This is a genomic window from Paenibacillus sp. J5 (genome assembly GCF_054955055.1).
In genome coordinates this window covers 197,600-212,935 of the sequence record NZ_JBUEDD010000010.1, presented here as the reverse complement: position 1 = coordinate 212,935, position 15,336 = coordinate 197,600, and the positions used below count along the sequence as shown (strand labels likewise).

Sequence of the window (15,336 nt, the reverse complement as noted above, 5' to 3'; positions counted from 1 at the left end):
GCAGCGGCAGATGCCTTCGATTTGGGGGGGATATAGAGAGATGCAGAAGACGATGACGATACAGGAAGTAGCGAAATTGGCGGGGGTATCTGTAGCAACGGTATCCAGAGTGATGAACGGCAGTCCGCTCGTCAAGAGCAAAACAAGGGAAAAGGTGCTCAGTGTCATCGATAAATTTGAATATGAGCCTAATTTACTCGGACGCGATCTGCGCAGATCAGAGACGATGAAGGTGCTCGTTCTGACACCAAATCTGGATCGTTCCATTTTTGCTGACATCGTCAGAGGGATTGAAGCCAGAGGGCAGGAGGCCGGATATTATGTGCTTGTATGCCCGACGTCGAATGCAATGGAGCGTGAGCAAGAGCTGTTTCGGATGGTGAAGAACAGGCTGGTGGACGGGGTAATTGTGTTCAGTTCTTCGCTCTCTGGGGAGGAGCTGAGCGCACTTGGTCAGCGCTACAATATTGTGCAGTGCTGTGAGGTGAAGGAGGCCTCTCATACCTGCAACGTATCCATCGATGATGAGAAGGCTGCTTACGAAGCGACCTGTTATCTGATCAATGAAGGGCATCGGAGTATTGGCTTGATCGGGGGGTTGCCCGAGCTGCACTCCACCCAGCTTAGATTAAGCGGCTATAGAAGAGCGCTGGAGCAATATCAGCTTCCGTATGACGACGAGCGTATTCTGTTTGGTGAGGGACATCATGAGGATGGGGCAAGGCTGGCGCAGGCACTGCTTAAGCTGCCGGAGCCCCCTACCGCAATTTTTTGTCTGAGCGACCTTCTGGCCGTTGGCTGTGTCAATGCGGTACGCCAGCTTGGCAGAAGCATTCCAGAGGAGCTGTCGGTCATCGGATTCGATAATACAAGAGAGGCTACAATGGCATTGCCTGCCCTGACTACCGTGCATCAGCCCAAGTATGATCTGGGCTATAGCGCCATGGACCAATTGATTCATAATATGACGAATACGGAAAAGCGCTATGAGAATGTAATGCTGGCGCATGAGCTATTGGAACGGGAATCAACCAGGGGCGGCTTGGTCAAAGCGGATCATCCGACGGGCTCAGCACAAGGCTAGAGAATAAGGCATTCGGGAGAGGGGAGCCTTTCCTGGAATGCCAATTCCCAATGAGGCTCATGACAGCGCAGGATGTGCACCGGATGACCACTTGCAAGAAAGCATTGACGAATCGTCGTGGATTCGGTATACTCAAAACACAAAATGTAATCCGTTACATTGTGAGGCTGAGGTTATATTTAAGGAAAATTAAAACATTCTGCGATTTTAAATGTAATCCATTACATTTTGTAAAACTATGAATCTTGGGGAGGACATTCTCATGAGCTTGCAATTTGGCTTACAGCTTTACTCGGTCAGAGACGAACTGACTAAGGATTTTGAAGGAACATTGGCAAAGGTATCTGCAATCGGTTTCAAAAATGTGGAGCTCTTCTTCCATGATGCCAACAACATCGGGGGCACAGTCGGCGGTCTGAATCCTGTTGAATTGAAGCAGGCTTTCGACAAGTATGGGCTGAAGGGTGTATCCGCTCACATTGATCTTGGGTTTTTGACGGAGGAGAACGCGGAGAAGATTGTGGCTTATGCCAAAGAGGTGGGCTTTGATTCTGTCGCCATTGCAATCGCTTTCTATGCAAGCAAGCAAGAGGTGCTCGGCATGTGTACACAGCTTAATAAAGCGGGTCAATACTTCAAGCAGCATGGGCTTCAGTTGTACTACCACAATCATTTTGAGGAGTTCCAGCTCTTTGACGGACAATATGCCATGGATCTTATTGTCGAGCATACCGAGCCGGAGCTGGTGAAGTTCGAGTTTGACACGTATTGGGCCATGAGGGGCGGAATCGATCCGATCGCTTATCTGGAGAAGCTTGGCGATCGCTGTGACCTGCTGCATCAGAAGGATCTGCCGGCAAGCGCCCAGCCCGTCAATTTGTTCGAGCTGATCGGCAACGATGCCCGCATCGACATGGAGCTGATGATCAAGCTGCATCGGGTGGAATACTTCACCGAAGCCGGACAAGGCGTGATGAATATTCCGGCGATCGTGGAAGCGTTCTCGAAGAAGCCGGAGGCTCGCTATCTGTTCATCGAGCAGGACTGGACGAACCGCAATCAGTTGGACAGCGTGCAGATCAGCTACGATTATATCTCTCAACTTATTCAGCCTAATTAATATTTGAAGCGATGGAGGTCGTAAACGTATGAGACAACCCTTGAAGATTGGCATTATCGGCTGTGGCGGAATCGCTCACGCCAAGCATTTACCAGCCTTGTCCAAGCTCACCGAGCTGGCGGAGCTGACGGCATTTTGCGACATCGTAGAAGAGCGGGCGGCTATTGCAGCCAGGCAGTATGGCACGGCAGATGCCAAAATATATACCGATTACATGGAATTGCTCCGGGATCAAGCTCTTGATGTCGTACACGTCTTGACTCCGAACAGCTCCCATGCCGAGATTACCATTGCTGCGCTGGAGTCCGGCAAGCATGTGATGTGCGAGAAGCCGATGGCGATTCATTCGCTGGAAGCGCAATCCATGATTGATGCCGCCAATAAGCACGGGAAGAAGCTGACCATCGCCTATCAGAACCGGTTCAGGGAAGATGCGCTGATGCTGAAGGAAGCGTGTGAGGACGGGTATCTGGGAGACATCTATATGGCCAAGGCACATGCTGTCCGCCGCCGCGCGGTTCCGACATGGGGCGTGTTCATGGATAAGGAGAAGCAGGGCGGAGGGCCGCTGATCGATATTGGCACCCATGCGCTTGATCTCGCCTTATGGTATATGAACGATTACCGGGTGCAATCCGTCTCCGGCACCGTATTCCAGAAGCTGAAGGATCAGAATCGGGCGAATCTATTCGGACCATGGAATCCCGATGAATACGAGGTTGAAGATTCTGCTGTTGGTTATATTAAGATGGAGAACGGAGCGGTCATCTATCTTGAAGCCTCTTGGGCGCTCAATACACTGGATGTGCGTGAGGCGATGACGACGCTTAGCGGAACGAAGGGCGGCGCGGAGATGCGCCGCAGTGCAAGCGGCGGTGGGCCGGAGCTGCTGTTGAATACCGAAATCTACGGGAAGCTGGTTGAGGTTCGCCCGGAGATGAATGCATCGATTCCGTACTATGGCTCCAAGGTGGAGAATGAAGCGGATCGGGAAGCCAGACAGTGGCTAGAGGCGATTATGGAGGACAAGGAGCCACTGGTGAAGCCAGAGGAAGCGTTGGTAGTTACCCGAATTCTGGAGGCCATATACGAATCCTCCCGTACAGGCAAGGAAATTCGCTTCGTGTAGTTCTGATTCCTATGAGACCCTGCCCTCCCACGTTCTGCACGGGCGGGGTCACATCAAACACATTATGCAGGGGAGCGAATCGGCCATGGGCAATCAGGTATCTTGGAAGGAACGCATCAGCTACGGCTTGGGCGATACGGCCTCGAATATTGTCTTTCAAATGATTACAATGTATTTGATGTACTTTTATACGGATGTATACGGTTTGCAGGTCGCGGCAGTCGGAACATTATTTCTTGTCGCGCGGATCATCGATGCTTTTGATAGTCCAATTATTGGGATGCTGATTGACCGGACGAATACGAGATGGGGCAAGTCACGACCCTATTTTCTGTGGCTGGCCGCTCCCTTTGCCATCGTAGCGGTGCTGACCTTCTTGACGCCCGATTTCAGCGATACAGGCAAGCTGGCTTATGCCTATGTGACTTACATTGCGCTTGGTATTTTGTATGCCGCAATCAATTTGCCATTGACCTCGCTGCTGACTAGCATGACCCGCAACTCGCAGGAACGAACGGTTGTGAACTCGGTTCGCATGATTCTAGGTCAACTGGGCGGATTAATTGTAAGCGTTGCCGCGCTGCCGCTGGTGGCCGTGTTCGGCAAGGGCGATCAGCAGCAGGGGTTTTTCTGGACCATGGTGCTATTCGCATCGATTGCTGTCGTATTCTTCCTGACGACCTTTGCCAATACTCGCGAGCGGGTAACCTATACTGGCGGAAAGAAGACGGTGACCTTCAAGGAGAGCGTCCGGGCGCTCAAGGGCAATCGACCCTGGTTCCTGCTGCTGCTCATTAATGTATCGTTCTGGGTGGCATTTACGAGCAAGAGCCAGTCGACGGTGTTCTTTCTAAAGTATAATCTGGGGCGCGAGGATCTTGTTCCGCTCATCAATGGTTTGAATGTGCTCATGCTGCTCGGGATTGCCCTGATGCCGATGATTGCCGGACGAATCGGCAAGCGCGCCACTTCGCTGATCGGTATGTCCATCGGAGCAGGCAGTCTGCTGCTGGCTTATGCTGGAGCAGAGTGGGGCTCGGTTGCGCTGCTGGTCGGAGCCGTCATCATCGGCAATATCGGCATCGGCCTGCCGGTGGGTCTGATGTATGCGATGCTGGCGGATACGGTCGATTACGGAGAATGGAAATCAGGAGTGAGAGCCCAAGGCTTGCTGACGGCCTCCAGCTCCTTTGGCGTCAAGTTTGGAATGGGGATCGGGGGTGCGCTGGCTGCCTGGATTTTGGCGAGGGGTCATTATGTTCCGGGTGCGGAGCAAGCGGCTTCGGGCCTCGGAGCCATTCAGTTCAACTTTATATGGACACCGTTTATCTGCTTTACGATATGTGTGCTCTTGTATCTGTTCTATAATATCGATCCAATCGAGAAGCAGATGCATCGCGAACTGGAGGCAAGACGAGAGCAGGCCGAAGTCGAGCACGCTGGTCATACACCAGGCTGAGGCTTCTATATGCGACAGACAACAACAGGAGTGCGCCCGCTTTCCCGTCAAGGACGGCATAGCGGGCGCACTCCTGTTGATTATGTGCTGGCTACGACTTCACCTGACAAGGCAACGCCTTGATGCGCTGCTCATCCGGTGTGACGAACACCGTCTTCTGATTGTCATAGATGACATAGCCCGGCTTCGAGCCGTTCGGCTTGCGGACATGGCGGATCATCGTGTAGTCGACCGGCACCATGCTTGAGGATTTCGCCTGGCTGTAATAGGCGGCCAGCATGGCCGCTTCCTCCAGGGTCGCGTTGCCGAAGCTGGTCTCGCGAATGACGACATGGGAGCCGGGAATGTCCTTCGTATGCAGCCATGTATCGGAAGTGCCAGCAAGCCGGTTGGTCAAATACTCGTTTTGCGTATTATTTTTGCCGACTAGAATAGCGACGCCCTCCGACGAGGTGTAATGGAGCAGAGCAGGTCGGGCTGGCTTTTTCTTCTTCGGTCCTTTGCGGTGTCTGGCCTTCAGATAGCCCTGCTCCACCAGCTCCTCGCGAATTTCCTCCAGATCGGTCAGCGCCGCGCTCTCCAACTGCTGTAGCAACGAATCGAAATAACGAATGTCCTCCTCAGCAGCAGTGATCTGCTCATTGACAGCAAGGATGCTGTTTTTGGCTTTCGTATAGCTCTTGAAATAGCGCTGCGCATTCTCCGAAGGGGTTAGCTGCGGGTCTAACGCAATGGAAACCAGCGGCTGCTCTTCCTCATAGTAATTAATGACCTCAATGCTGCTCTGGCCGCGCTCGATCTGATGCATATAAGCGGTCAGCAGCTCGCCCATCACTCTGTACTTGTCGGCCTCCTTGGCCTCCTCCAGTGTCTGGCGGAGCTTGTCGATCTTCTTGATGTTCTTGTTCTTCTCATTATGCACGAAGCGAACGAGGTCGCCCGCGCGCTGCTTCACTGTATCCCGCTCGGCCTTATCGCCATAATAGGCCTCAAGACACGCACTGACCGACGCATAAGGCTCCTGCTGGGCTTCCTGCAGATGGGTGAGCTCCGTGACGGAGAAATAAGCTTTGCCGTCCTCGTTAACCGCGATGACCGGAGTGTAGCTGTCGCTGCGCACCTGCTGCATGATCTCGTCGAAGCTGTGCCAGAGTGCGTCATGGCCTGCTTGTGCAGTGGCTGGCGCCGCTTCAGGCAGGTCGATGGCTGTCGGCTCGCTGCCAGGCCGGACATCATCTGGCTGACCCGCCAGCGAGCCGCCCTTCGCCGCGGCGCGGTAAGCGATCTCGCGCGCCAGCAGCGGGCTGATGCCGCTGAAGGCGGCGACGAGCAGCTTGTCTGCTGTACGCTGCTCCTCCTGCGCTGCCGCATCAAGCGCAGCCTGGAATGCGGCCTGGCTGCCGATCGTCACCGGGTCAGCCTTATGCTGATCCGGTGGAGCCAGGTAGGTGCTGCCGGGCATGATGACCCGATAGCTAGAGATGGTCGGGGTGACATGATGGATGCCGTCATGAATCGTCCCGGTATGCGGGTCGAGCAATATAATATTGCTGTGCCGGCCCATCAGCTCGATGACGATCGTTTTGAGAGAGACGTCGCCGAGCTCGTCGCGCCGCCGTACAGACAGGTGCAGCACCCGCTCGCGTCCGGTCTGCTCCAACTGTTCAATGACGCCGCCTTCGCAATATTTGCGCATCAGCATGCAGAACATGGGAGCCTCCAGCGGGTTGACGAAGCTCTGCTGGGTCAGATGAACGCGCGGATAGGTCGGGTTGGCCGATAACAGCAGCTTGACCTGGGTGCCGTTGCCGCGAATTTGCAGCACCAGATCCCGCGGGTTGGGCTGATGAATTTTATGAATACGCGCGCCGATGAGCGACTTCAGCTCACTGGCTATAGCGCTTGTTACGATGCCGTCAAGGGCCATGATTGTCATTTCTCCTTTTTATTCAATCCAAGCAATAATATGAGGTCGTATCTGAAAACCCGTTCAAGGGCATCTCTTACCGATCTGATCCGTTCAGCGTTTTCAGACATGTCTTAATTCGAGCCGATGCTTATGCTGACATGACCGGGCGCTCTATTGTCTATCATGCCATAGTTGGGACAAAAACTTAACCCCCAAGCTGGGATATTTTGCGGGTTGTCCGAATACATTGTAGGCAAGGGCCGGCTTGTACGGCGATGCCTGCAGGCCTTGAGGCCAGTGAAAAGGCGGCGTGAAGCGGAGGGAGACAGGGAATGGAACAGAAACAGTGGTACCAGATGGATGAGAGCGAGCTGTCCAAGGCGCTGGACTGCGCACCGGCGCAGGGGCTCGGCGAGAGCGAGGCGGCAGAGCGGCTGACCCGATTTGGCCGCAATGAGCTGTCCGAGGGCAAACGGATATCGCCGATCGTTCTGCTGCTGAACCAATTCAAGGATTTTATGGTGCTTGTGCTGGTCGGAGCCACGCTCCTATCCGGTTTGCTGGGGGAGTATCTGGATGCGTTAACGATTGTGGCCATTATTCTCATTAATGGCGTGCTCGGCTTCATTCAGGAGTTCCGGGCGGAGCGCTCGCTGCGCGCGCTCAAGGAGCTGTCTGCGCCGACAGCAAAGGTGGTGCGGGATGGACAGACCCGGCAGGTGCCTGCGGTGGAGCTGGTGCCGGGGGATCTCGTGCTGCTGGAATCAGGGGATCGACTGCCGGCAGATGTGCGTTTTCTGGAGACGAGCAGTCTGTACGCGGAGGAATCCGCTCTAACCGGTGAGTCGGTGCCGGTCGGCAAGTCCTCCGCTAGCATAGGGGATGCGGAGCTGCCGCTTGGCGACCAGCGCAACCTGGGCTTCATGGGCACGATGATTACGCGCGGAACAGGCAAAGCCATTGTCGTGCGCACCGGCATGAATACAGAGATGGGGAAAATCGCCGATCTGATCTCCCAGACCGATGCGATGGAGACCCCGCTGCAGCATCGGCTGGAGCAGCTCGGCAAAATATTGATCGGTGTCGCCGTCGCGTTAACCCTGCTGGTCGTCGTGGCAGGCATCCTGCATGGCCAGCCGGCATATGGCATGTTCCTGGCTGGAGTGAGCCTGGCGGTCGCAGCTATCCCGGAGGGGCTGCCTGCGATTGTCACGATCGCACTGGCGCTCGGCGTCCAGCGGATGATCAAGCGCAAGGCCATCGTGCGCAAGCTGCCGTCTGTAGAGACGCTCGGCTGTGCCTCGGTCATCTGCTCCGATAAGACCGGGACGCTGACGCAGAACAAGATGACGGTGACGCGCATCTGGATGGGCGGACGCTGGCTGGAGGTGAGCGGCGAGGGCTATGAGCCGGTGGGTGAGGTGACGGAGAACGGCTCGCCTGCCGATCTGAAGAATGATCAGCATCTGCGCCGTCTATTGCAGGTCGCTGCACTGTGCAATAATGCCTCGCTGGTGCGATCACAGGCAGACTCCGAGCGGAAGGGACGCCGGAGCAAGGAGGAGCTAGCCGAGGAGTGGACGCTGCAGGGCGATCCGACGGAAGGGGCGCTGGCGGTGCTGGCGGCCAAGCTGGGCGTATCGGGCAAATCGCTGGAGGGCATCTACAAGCGGATGAAGGAGCTGCCGTTCGACTCGGAGCGCAAGCGAATGTCGGTGCTGGTACACCATCAGGGCGGCCGCCTGCTCTGCACCAAGGGAGCGCCCGATCTGCTGCTGGAGCAATGCAGCTATATATTATGGGATGGCAAGGTGATGCCGCTCACAGCCAGCCTGCGGCAGCGAGTTGCTGCAGGAGCCGAGCAGATGGCAGGGGACGCGCTGCGGGTGCTGGGGCTAGCTTACCGTGATCTGCGGCCGCATGACCCGTGCGAGACCGAGCAGGAGACCGAGAGCCAACTGATCTTCGTCGGGCTGACGGGCATGATCGATCCGCCGCGGCGCGAGGTGCGGGATGCCATCGCGACCTGCCGGAGAGCAGGGATCAAGACGGTGATGATTACGGGCGATCACCGATTGACCGCCGAGGCCATCGCCGGGCAACTGGGTATTATGCCGCGCGGCGGACAGACGAGGACGGGGCGTCAGTTGTCAGCGATGTCGGATGAGGAGCTGGATGCCTGTGTCGACAATACGTATGTCTACGCCCGCGTGTCGCCGGAGCATAAGCTGCGTATTGTGAAGGCATTGCAACGCAAAGGCCATGTCGTCGCCATGACTGGCGATGGCGTCAATGATGCGCCCGCGATCAAGGCGGCCGACATCGGCATCTCGATGGGCATCACTGGGACGGATGTCTCCAAGGAGGCGTCGGCGCTGGTGCTCAGCGACGACAACTTCGCCACGATCGTCGCTGCGATCGAGGAGGGGCGCGGCATCTACGAGAATATTCGCAAGTTCATCCGGTATTTGCTCGCCTCTAATGTCGGCGAGATTCTGACGATGTTCCTGGCGATGATGGCTGGACTGCCGCTGCCGCTGGTGCCGATTCAGATTCTATGGGTGAATCTGGTGACCGATGGCCTGCCAGCCATGGCGCTGGGCGTCGATCAGTCGGAGAAGGATCTGATGCAGCAGAAGCCGCGTCCGGCGAAGGAGAATATATTTGCCAGACGGCTCGGATGGAAGATCATTAGCCGCGGCATTCTGATCGGTGTCTGTACGCTGGCAGCCTTCTGGATTACGCTGCAATCCGGGGCCGAGCTGATCGAGGCGCAGACCGTCGCATTTGCCACCTTGGTGCTTGCGCAGCTCATTCATGTCTTCGACTGTCGCAGCTCGCGCTCCATCTTTCACCGCAATCCGCTGCAGAATCGTTATCTTGTGCTGGCGGTGCTATCGTCGCTGGTGCTGATGCTAGGCGTCGTCTATATCGAAGCGCTGCAGCCGATCTTCAAGACGGTGCCGCTCGATTTCAGAGCCTGGTGTCTCGTGTTTGTCGCCGCTGGCATCCCGACATTCGTCATGGGCATCGGCAGCGTGCTGGGCATAGGGCGCGGCAAGCCGAAGAAGCGGCTTGACTTCCGCGGCGGCACCCACCCCGCGGCACGATAGTCTGGCAATAGCTGCTTACGGCCGCTTCGGATCGAGAATCCGGGGCGGCCGTTAGCTGGTGGTGGAGCTTGTCCGTTCGGGGGCGAATGCATACACATGCGAATTAGTGCAAATAATGCTACAAAATGTGAATAACGCTGCGCGCCTGTTTTCCGTTAGACTATAAGCACACAATACATTTTGCCTCATGATGACGTGAAACGAAGCTGCGCCGTCTGCAGACCTGGCAAGTCCAGGACAGAGGTAGTCATAAAGACAATAGATTCGCGGAACCCGGCTGTCGCCCGGCCCCCGGGAGGGCAGCGGTTGTTGAGGCATGATAAGACAAGGAGCGGTGCAGATGGAATTTACTAAAATGCATGGACTGGGCAACGACTTTGTCGTTATTGCAGGCGAGCAGGAGCTGCCAAAAGATGCAAGCGAGCTGGCGGTATCGCTGTGCAATCGGTATTTCGGTATAGGGGCGGATGGGCTGGTCTACATCTTGCCATCGGAGAGAGCGGACTTTCGGATGCGGATCATCAATTCGGACGGCTCGGAGGCGGAGCAGTGCGGCAACGCGATTCGCTGCGTGTCCAAGTATGTGTACGACAACGGTCTGACGGACAAGCAGCAGATTACGATTGAGACGCTGGGCGCAGGGGTGCAGCAGGTGCAACTGACCGTGGATAACGGCGAGGTGACGCTCGTGCGGGTCGACATGGGCGAGCCGGTGCTGGAGGGACTTAAGGTGCCGACGACAGTGGACGCGAACCCGGTCGTGAGTCATCCGATCGAGGTGGATGGACGTGAATTCGCGTTTACGGCAGTCTCGATGGGTAATCCGCACTGTGTCATCTATGTGGAGGACGCTGCCAACTTCGACCTGGCGGTCTGGGGGCCGAAGCTGGAGACGCATCCGATGTTCCCGCGCAAGATCAACGTGGAATTCGTCACCGTTCATTCCCGCTCACATACGGACATGCGCGTATGGGAGCGCGGCGCAGGGCCGACGCTGGCATGCGGTACCGGAGCTTGTGCGACAGTCGTATCCTCTGTGCTGAACGGCTTGACGGATCGCAAGGCAACCGTATCGCTCAAGGGCGGCGATCTGCTGATTGAATGGAGCGAAGCGGACAACCATGTGTACATGAGCGGACCGGCGGCCGTCGTCTTCAAGGGCAGCCTGTAGGTCAGTGTAGGCTGATTCTCGAAATCTCTGACAATGAAAATGACACATTTCGTCTTAAATAGAGTATAATAGCTTCATAGACTTGCAATAGTGCCGGAAACTTGCTTCCTTCTGACGTCAGAGGGGTGAGTTTCCGGTTTGAATTTGTATTTGCAGTTCTACCGCGGAGCCATCCGACGGCAGTACAGGGGCGCGCTGTCTATATGCGGCCGCCCCTGTGCGCGGGCTGTGCTTACGCCTGTGGAGGTGGAAAGCTACTAATGAAACCAAGTTTGCGCGAGGCGTTGCAGACAACCTGGCTGACCGGTGACGGGGCAATGGGAACCTTTCTCCATCAGCAGGGCTTTCCTGTTAACGTTTCTTATGAAGAGTTCAACGTGCTGCGTCCAGAACTGGTCGAGCGCGTTCATCGCCTCTACTATGAGGCAGGCGCCAAGGTCATCGAGACGAACACATTCAGCGCCAACTATGAGAATATGTACAAGTATGGCCTGGAGAGCGAAGTGGAGGCCATCAACCGCGCAGGAGTTCGCATCGCCCGCTCTGCGGTGGGCAGTGATGCGTATGTCGTGGGCGCGGTCGGCTCGATCCGTGCAGGCAAAAAGCGCAATGTCCGCACCTCCCATCTGACGAGCGCGTTCGAGCAGCAGCTTGGCGCGCTGATGGATGAGGGCGTGGACGGGATTATGCTGGAAACCTTCTATGATCTGGATGAGATGCTGCTGGCGCTGCGCCTTATTCGCAAGGCGGGAGATCTGCCGGTGATCTGCCAGTTTGCCGTAGAGGATGTCGGTAGAACTCAAGACGGCTATAGCCTGAATGAGGCATTCTCCGCGCTAGCGGGCGAGGGAGCGGACGTCGTTGGCCTGAACTGCCGCAGCGGCCCTGCAGGCATCATCCGGGCGATCGATACGATGACGGAATCGGCTGGCGTGCCGATGTCGATCTTTCCGAACGCCGGTTTTCCCGACTATGTTGATGGAAAATATACGTATGTCGCCACGCCGGAATATTTCGCCGATGCGGCGACCCGGTTCGCTGACCGCGGCGCGCGCCTGATCGGCGGCTGCTGCGGCACTACGCCGGATCATATTGCAGCGATCGCCGCTGCACTTGGCAGCTATGTGCCGTCACCGATCGAGACGGGAGCAGAGCAGACTCGCCAGGGGGCTTCTAGTGACCAGCCTGCTGCTGCGCCGGTTGCGGTAGCGGAGCGCGAGACGATCATTCCGCAGGAGCCGAGCCTGGTTGACAAGGTGAAGACGCGGCATACCGTTATCGTGGAGCTGGACCCGCCGCGCGATCTGGATATTCGCAAATTCATGGATGGCTGCGCAGCGCTGCAGCAGGAGGGTGCTGACGCGGTGACGTTGGCGGATAACTCGCTGGCTGTGACGCGGATGAGCAATCTGGCGCTGGCCGCTGTTGTGAAGGAGCGTCTCGGATTAAGGCCGCTCGTCCATATCGCCTGTCGTGACCGCAACCTAATCGGCACACAGTCGCATATGATGGGGCTGGACGCGCTGGGCATTGACCATGTGCTGGCTGTAACGGGCGACCCGGCGCGCTTTGGCGATCTGCCGGACTCCAGCTCGGTATATGATCTGACCTCCTTCGAGATGATTCGGATGATCAAGCAGCTCAATGAAGGCACCGCCTTCTCCGGCAAGCCGCTCAAGCAGAAGGCATCGTTCGTCGTCGGGGCGGCCTTCAACCCGAATGTGAAGCATCTGGACAAGGCGATCCAGCGTCTGGAGCGCAAGATTGATTCCGGGGCGGACTATATCATGACACAGCCGGTCTATGACGCCGACCTGATCAAGCGAGTCGCCGAGGGTACGAGGCATCTGTCCGTGCCGGTATTCATCGGCATCATGCCGCTGGCAAGCGGCCGCAATGCGGAATATTTGCACAATGAGGTGCCTGGCATTCAGCTATCCGATGAGGTGCGTCGCCGGATGGCGGGGCTTGAGGGTGAAGCAGGCCGCGCGGAGGGCGTGCGCATCGCGGAGGAATTGCTGGATACCGCCATGGAGCATTTCAACGGCATCTACCTGATTACGCCTTTTATGTTCTATGAAATGTCTGTCCATCTGACCCGTCATGTCTGGCAAAAAACCGGTCGGACGCAGCCTGCTGTTCAGTAACAGCGGAATCGAATTTTTACGGTGGGGGCTTTTTCTCTTGTTCCTGTCTACAAAATGAATTAGAATAGGGTCATGGATGTGTTTGCCATCGTCAACTTGAGGCGCAGGGCTGCGTCTGTCCGCCATTGGCGGGAGGACATGCAGGTGATTGTAGCCTTGAAGGGAGACGCTGGCGAAGTAACGGAACGTATGCACTTGGGATTTTTCGTCAACAATAGTGCAATCCGCTCGCTAGCTTCTGACCCGGCCATATTCTTGTGTCGATTATACATTTTGTTCTTTCGGGCGAATGCTACGAGGAAGACCGGAGGGGAAGCCTGCAATGGCTATTAAATTAATTAATATTGGCTTTGGCAACATTGTTTCGGCCAATCGGATTATCTCGATTGTCAGTCCGGAATCTGCGCCGATCAAGCGGATCATTCAGGAAGCCCGCGACCGTCATATGCTGATTGACGCAACATACGGTAGGCGTACACGCGCTGTCATCATTACAGACAGCGACCACGTCATCCTCTCGGCGGTTCAGCCCGAGACTGTGGCGCATCGCCTGTCGACGAAGGATGACGACAACGACGAATAGATGGGGAGTATCATGAGAAGAGGACTTTTGGTTGTATTATCCGGTCCTTCCGGCGTAGGCAAAGGCACCGTCTGCTCCTTGCTCCGGCAGAGAATGCCGGAGCTGGTCTATTCGGTATCCGCCACGACGCGCTCGCCCCGGACGGGCGAGCAGGACGGTGTGAACTACTTTTTTAAGACGAAGGAACAATTCAGGGACATGATCGCCCGTGATGCGCTGCTAGAGCATGCCGAGTATGTCGGCAACTACTATGGAACGCCTCGCGATTTTGTGGAGCGCACCCTGGATAGTGGCAAGGACGTCATTCTGGAGATTGAGGTGCAGGGCGCGCTGAAGGTGAAGGAGAAGTTCCCGGAGGGGATCTTCATCTTCCTGCTGCCGCCTTCGCTGGATGTGCTGAAGCAGCGGATTACCGGGCGCGGCACAGAGAGCGATGAGCTGATCCAGAGCCGGATGACGGTAGCTGCCGAGGAGATGAATCTGCTGCAGCATTATGATTATGCCGTGGTCAATGATGAGATTGAGGCGGCCTGCTACCGGATTGAGAGCATCGTCACTGCAGAGCACTGCAAGCGCGAGCGCTATGTGAACGAACTGAACCGGATGCAGCCGGCGTCCGAGAAAGCATGAACGAGGTGAAGAGCAATGTTATATCCATCGATTGATGAGATGGTCAAGAAGGTTGACAGCAAGTATTCTCTGGTGGTTGCCGCGTCCAGACGTGCCCGGATGCTGCGCGACGGGGAGAAATCCGAGCTGAGAGCTCCGAAGTCGCACAAGTTTGTCGGTGTGGCGCTGGAGGAGATCTATAACGATTACATCCAGGTAGAATCGGATCCTGATATTAAGAACTAGGATGTTTCTTCACACGCCGAAGACACGCACTGCCGTTCAACGGGTCCGTATTGCAGCGGATCTGTTGAGCTGAAGCAGGACGGGGCTTGGGCGCAGCATGGTGCATTGCACTGGTTATGCCCGGGGGCTTAGATAGGAGCTGCTCCCGTTATTGCAACACAATTGAATGTTTGCCTCACAAGTGACAACCCCTGTGGTTGTTATTTTTTTCAAAATCAAGCCGGCATCGTGCAATGGTGGCTATGTATAAGATAGGCATCTGCCGTACAGGCCGGAGGGGAGACAGCCGCGCCAAGGTCCAAGGCTGGCCATCCGGTTGAGCTGCCGGTTGCGCCAGCTGCGGGCCTATTTGGGCTTGTTGGCTTGCACCTGCTGCCTGAGGCTTTCAAAGAGCGAGAAGTGTGAGGAGGTGGGCTGTGTGGCATTTGGAGTGAGCAAGGAAGAGCTGGCACGGTGGAAGGCCGCTGTAGCCCGGCAAGAGATCGCCTTCCTGACCCATTACTGGTATGATCCGCGGTTTCCAGAATACAACAGTGTTACCAAAGCCGGCTGCTCCGACCTGGAGCGTCTGGAGCATTGGTGTGCATCGCATGGGCTGAATCCACGCTACATTCACCGCCGACAGCCGTATCCTCATTTTGACCTGATCGGCTCCAAGCAGCGTGAGGTGCTGCGCAAGGAGCAGCAATGGGAGCAATTAACACGCTTTAAGCTGTTGTAGGCTGTTGCAAGCTGTTATAGGCTGGAGGATATTGAGGCTTGGGCG

12 protein-coding genes are annotated in these 15,336 nt (G+C 56.2%); 11 read left to right on the top strand and 1 reads right to left on the bottom strand.

What is annotated here, in order from left to right; genetic code table 11:
* Positions 1-40 precede the first annotated feature (40 nt).
* The 4 genes from ACY1JZ_RS19120 (at position 41) to ACY1JZ_RS19105 (ending at position 4,792) form a co-directional block, all read left to right on the top strand.
* Positions 41-1,084 carry a LacI family DNA-binding transcriptional regulator gene (locus ACY1JZ_RS19120; protein ID WP_462630507.1) on the top strand — a complete coding sequence of 348 codons (1,044 nt, stop codon included), beginning with the start codon at positions 41-43 and terminating at the stop codon, positions 1,082-1,084.
* A 262-nt stretch (positions 1,085-1,346) separates the two neighbouring features.
* On the top strand, positions 1,347-2,204 hold the full coding sequence (locus ACY1JZ_RS19115; RefSeq protein WP_462630506.1) for a sugar phosphate isomerase/epimerase family protein: 858 nt from the start codon (positions 1,347-1,349) through the stop codon (positions 2,202-2,204).
* A 28-nt stretch (positions 2,205-2,232) separates the two neighbouring features.
* Positions 2,233-3,333 carry a Gfo/Idh/MocA family protein gene (locus ACY1JZ_RS19110; protein ID WP_462630505.1) on the top strand — a complete coding sequence of 367 codons (1,101 nt, stop codon included), beginning with the start codon at positions 2,233-2,235 and terminating at the stop codon, positions 3,331-3,333.
* 85 nt (positions 3,334-3,418) lie between these two features.
* Positions 3,419-4,792, top strand: a complete 1,374-nt coding sequence (locus ACY1JZ_RS19105; RefSeq protein WP_270172024.1) for a glycoside-pentoside-hexuronide (GPH):cation symporter — start codon at positions 3,419-3,421, stop codon at positions 4,790-4,792.
* Positions 4,793-4,883: 91 nt separating this feature from the next.
* Here the strand turns inward: ACY1JZ_RS19105 and ACY1JZ_RS19100 are convergent, their stop codons facing one another.
* Entirely contained in the window at positions 4,884-6,719 is a 1,836-nt protein-coding gene (locus ACY1JZ_RS19100) for an Rqc2 family fibronectin-binding protein (protein WP_462630545.1), read from the bottom strand.
* 314 nt (positions 6,720-7,033) lie between these two features.
* On the opposite strand from ACY1JZ_RS19100, the gene ACY1JZ_RS19095 reads away from it, so the two are divergent.
* The 7 genes from ACY1JZ_RS19095 (at position 7,034) to ACY1JZ_RS19065 (ending at position 15,291) form a co-directional block, all read left to right on the top strand.
* On the top strand, positions 7,034-9,814 hold the full coding sequence (locus ACY1JZ_RS19095; RefSeq protein WP_462630503.1) for a calcium-translocating P-type ATPase, SERCA-type: 2,781 nt from the start codon (positions 7,034-7,036) through the stop codon (positions 9,812-9,814).
* Between the two features lie 340 nt (positions 9,815-10,154).
* A complete protein-coding gene (dapF, locus tag ACY1JZ_RS19090) occupies positions 10,155-10,985 on the top strand; it encodes a diaminopimelate epimerase (protein ID WP_270172020.1) in 831 nt (276 codons plus the stop codon).
* Between the two features lie 260 nt (positions 10,986-11,245).
* Positions 11,246-13,132 (top strand): bifunctional homocysteine S-methyltransferase/methylenetetrahydrofolate reductase, encoded by a 1,887-nt coding sequence (locus ACY1JZ_RS19085; protein WP_462630502.1) that lies wholly within the window; start codon positions 11,246-11,248, stop codon positions 13,130-13,132.
* 322 nt (positions 13,133-13,454) lie between these two features.
* On the top strand, positions 13,455-13,715 hold the full coding sequence (remA, locus tag ACY1JZ_RS19080) for an extracellular matrix/biofilm regulator RemA (protein WP_005548256.1): 261 nt from the start codon (positions 13,455-13,457) through the stop codon (positions 13,713-13,715).
* Positions 13,716-13,727: 12 nt separating this feature from the next.
* Positions 13,728-14,345: a guanylate kinase gene (gene gmk, locus ACY1JZ_RS19075; RefSeq protein ID WP_270172001.1), complete on the top strand. Its 618-nt coding sequence runs from the start codon at positions 13,728-13,730 to the stop codon at positions 14,343-14,345.
* Positions 14,346-14,360: 15 nt separating this feature from the next.
* Entirely contained in the window at positions 14,361-14,570 is a 210-nt protein-coding gene (gene rpoZ, locus ACY1JZ_RS19070) for a DNA-directed RNA polymerase subunit omega (RefSeq protein ID WP_270171999.1), read from the top strand.
* A 418-nt stretch (positions 14,571-14,988) separates the two neighbouring features.
* Positions 14,989-15,291, top strand: coding sequence for a hypothetical protein (locus ACY1JZ_RS19065; protein WP_462630501.1), 303 nt, complete (start codon positions 14,989-14,991; stop codon positions 15,289-15,291).
* Positions 15,292-15,336 lie beyond the last annotated feature (45 nt).

What these genes read in the sequence shown, in the direction of transcription:
- ACY1JZ_RS19120 (WP_462630507.1), top strand. Translation starts at nt 41, where the DNA reads ATGCAGAAGACGATGACGATACAGGAAGTAGCGAAATTGGCGGGGGTA.
- ACY1JZ_RS19115 (WP_462630506.1), top strand. Translation starts at nt 1,347, where the DNA reads ATGAGCTTGCAATTTGGCTTACAGCTTTACTCGGTCAGAGACGAACTG.
- ACY1JZ_RS19110 (WP_462630505.1), top strand. Translation starts at nt 2,233, where the DNA reads ATGAGACAACCCTTGAAGATTGGCATTATCGGCTGTGGCGGAATCGCT.
- ACY1JZ_RS19105 (WP_270172024.1), top strand. Translation starts at nt 3,419, where the DNA reads ATGGGCAATCAGGTATCTTGGAAGGAACGCATCAGCTACGGCTTGGGC.
- ACY1JZ_RS19100 (WP_462630545.1), bottom strand. Translation starts at nt 6,719, where the DNA reads ATGGCCCTTGACGGCATCGTAACAAGCGCTATAGCCAGTGAGCTGAAG.
- ACY1JZ_RS19095 (WP_462630503.1), top strand. Translation starts at nt 7,034, where the DNA reads ATGGAACAGAAACAGTGGTACCAGATGGATGAGAGCGAGCTGTCCAAG.
- dapF (WP_270172020.1), top strand. Translation starts at nt 10,155, where the DNA reads ATGGAATTTACTAAAATGCATGGACTGGGCAACGACTTTGTCGTTATT.
- ACY1JZ_RS19085 (WP_462630502.1), top strand. Translation starts at nt 11,246, where the DNA reads ATGAAACCAAGTTTGCGCGAGGCGTTGCAGACAACCTGGCTGACCGGT.
- remA (WP_005548256.1), top strand. Translation starts at nt 13,455, where the DNA reads ATGGCTATTAAATTAATTAATATTGGCTTTGGCAACATTGTTTCGGCC.
- gmk (WP_270172001.1), top strand. Translation starts at nt 13,728, where the DNA reads ATGAGAAGAGGACTTTTGGTTGTATTATCCGGTCCTTCCGGCGTAGGC.
- rpoZ (WP_270171999.1), top strand. Translation starts at nt 14,361, where the DNA reads ATGTTATATCCATCGATTGATGAGATGGTCAAGAAGGTTGACAGCAAG.